Origin of the sequence: Paraburkholderia guartelaensis (assembly GCF_004353905.1) — a bacterium.
Lineage (GTDB): Bacteria > Pseudomonadota > Gammaproteobacteria > Burkholderiales > Burkholderiaceae > Paraburkholderia > Paraburkholderia guartelaensis.
Genome location: NZ_SMOD01000130.1, coordinates 1 through 2,304, shown reverse-complemented (window position 1 = coordinate 2,304; position 2,304 = coordinate 1). Strand labels below are relative to the sequence as shown.

General features: G+C 54.5%; 3 protein-coding genes and 1 pseudogene. 1 reads left to right on the top strand and 3 read right to left on the bottom strand.

What is annotated here, in order from left to right; genetic code table 11:
* Positions 1-577 precede the first annotated feature (577 nt).
* Entirely contained in the window at positions 578-979 is a 402-nt protein-coding gene (locus E1N52_RS43445) for an integrase core domain-containing protein (protein ID WP_133191227.1), read from the top strand.
* A 39-nt stretch (positions 980-1,018) separates the two neighbouring features.
* Here the strand turns inward: E1N52_RS43445 and E1N52_RS45215 are convergent.
* The 3 genes and pseudogenes from E1N52_RS45215 to E1N52_RS43430 all read right to left on the bottom strand — a co-directional run.
* Positions 1,019-1,087 (bottom strand): annotated as a pseudogene (locus E1N52_RS45215) (IS6 family transposase); the annotation flags it as partial.
* A gap of 108 nt (positions 1,088-1,195) precedes the next feature.
* Complete coding sequence (locus E1N52_RS45745; RefSeq protein ID WP_133191225.1) at positions 1,196-1,648, bottom strand: DUF3757 domain-containing protein; 453 nt, start codon at positions 1,646-1,648, stop codon at positions 1,196-1,198.
* Positions 1,649-2,061: 413 nt separating this feature from the next.
* On the bottom strand, positions 2,062-2,304 hold a 243-nt coding region (locus tag E1N52_RS43430), incomplete at its 5' end, for a DDE-type integrase/transposase/recombinase (RefSeq protein WP_133190995.1).

Sequence of the window (2,304 nt, the reverse complement as noted above, 5' to 3'; positions counted from 1 at the left end):
TTGTGCATCACTCGACGATCTTCGAACTCAACGTCGAAAGCTACCGCCGCCGCAAGGCCGGCGACAAACAGAATGCACGGCGGCGTCAATTACACGGCGACAACCCTGCCAATCCGTTCAGCGGCCAGTTGCCTGACGACGGCAACGTTGCGCAGTAACGAAGAGCGTCAACTACACGATCATGCAACGACAACTACGAAGGAGCAACGTCAAATATGACCTGATACCGAACGACAACTACCCCGTTGACCGGCCAAAATAGTTGTCGCTGACCGGCCGTGCTGCTTGACGCTCTCTAGGCGTGGGCCTTGCTAATTCGCAAGCAGGCCTATCAGGTTAGCCACGTTCCCGTGCGAGCTGACGCAACGGTCTAACAGGCTCAGGTTCTAACGTAGGTACAACACCACCTTCCAGAGGTTGCTTGAGCAGATTTTGATTCGATGACAGAACGGTCGGACCGTGGTGGGCCAAACCCGCTTTGCACCAAGGGCAATCAAGCCCGTGGCTCTGATGGGGTACCCACTCGCGGATATTCATCGTGGGCCAGCAGCGATTGCTGCCAAATGAGCCCGGATACATGGCTGCAACCTCGACCCAATGCCAGAGAGTCAGTCTGCTTGACAACTGGGAGTCGTCCATACATGGTGCAAATAGGCGGTCGGCCTATCCCCTGCAGGCGTTCGACACCCTGTTTGCCGCGCGCGCCTGGGTCACCGGGTTGGTGCGCTGGTATAACCACGAACATCGTCACAGTGCGATCCGTTTCGTCACGCCTGCCCAACGGCACGCCAAGCTCGACCAGCAGATCCTCGATCGCCGCGCTACGCTCTACGAGGCGGCAAAGCAGCGCAACCCGCTACGATGGAAAGGCCCCACGCGAAACTGGAAGCGCGTACACACGGTCCACCTGAATCCCGATCAGACAGACAACTTCGAACCCATCAAACGCGACCACCGACAGGAGCAAAAAGCCGCCTGAATATAATCGTTGAGGCGACATCTAGCTTGAAATTTACCGACGCTCGAGCAGCAACTCCTCGACGTCGCGCAGGCTCAGGCTAAACCGGAAATACCAGCGAACCGCGCAGGGTGGCCGTGAGAAAGCTGTTTTGCCTTCTTCATTACGTCATTCTACCGCCCCCTCTCCATCAACCTGACAGAGCCGCTGCCAATTGTAAGCCCGCTGACTAAGGTTCTACGGTTTGTTGGACCGTCGAGCAAGATAGAAGCTACAACCCGAGCCGGCCACCGCAGTGCATTCATAGTAGCTACGACCGTAAGGACCATTTTTCCGGCGCCACATGCTTTCATCCACCCCTAAAGTCGGTCGCGGAGGCCTCGGTACGAATCGTAAATCTGCATGGCGGCCGTTCCTAAGCTCATACGAGCAGTTAACTAGCGCTGGCGGCCCACTATCACTATCCTTCGCTGGATAGAACGTGGCAGAGGTAAATCTCTTGATGCGATCGTCATCGTCCGGCGCAACGCCCAACCACATACCCTCAGCATCGTTGGGTACTGCTGTAGCTGTATACCAAATTCCTTCCTTACTTATCTCAGAGATAACTGGACAGCGCTCTAACGTTTCGGCCGACGCGTACCACGATGCGCTAACTGCGATGTGAAAAATTAAAATGCTTTTCTTCATAGTCAAGATTAATCCTAGTACACAGAAGTATATTCGGAGAATAAATCCAAATCATCGATTTGAATCTGAATTAAGAAATGGCTCGTAAGAGCACTTCAAGGACGCAGCCGACCCACTATCCTTCGTACGTGTTGAAGAAACACGGTGGAGAAACGCCTTGATGGTGCTTTCCCCCAAGTCCCGGCGCAACACGCAGTCATTTGTTCTCGCCATCGCCGGCGATTGCTGTGTACACCCTCTTGCCATCGCGATATCATCGGTAATCGGGCAGCTTACGACTGCTTCAGCCAATACCGACATCAATAACCGGTGGATGGAAAGCAGGCCTTTACATAAAGCGCGAGCCGTGAGTCGCAGCGGTTCTGTCGCAGTAAGAGCGAAAGGTCGGCCAAGAGCGATATGGTATGGATTCCTTATCCAGCCAGCGAATAGAACTGCTGTGCGGGAGTTTGACCAACGCCGCCATCGTTCAATTGCCCCTTGACGATCATCTGCATGACTTCGATGCCACCCAGGAGAATGCGGGCGCAACGAAATTTCTTGAACCCAAGCATCGGTCCGGTCCGGCGCTTGATTGCCCGATGATCCTGTTCGATGATGTTATTCAGATACTTTTTCTGGCGGACCTTGATCGGCACTTCCCGCCTGGCGTTGAT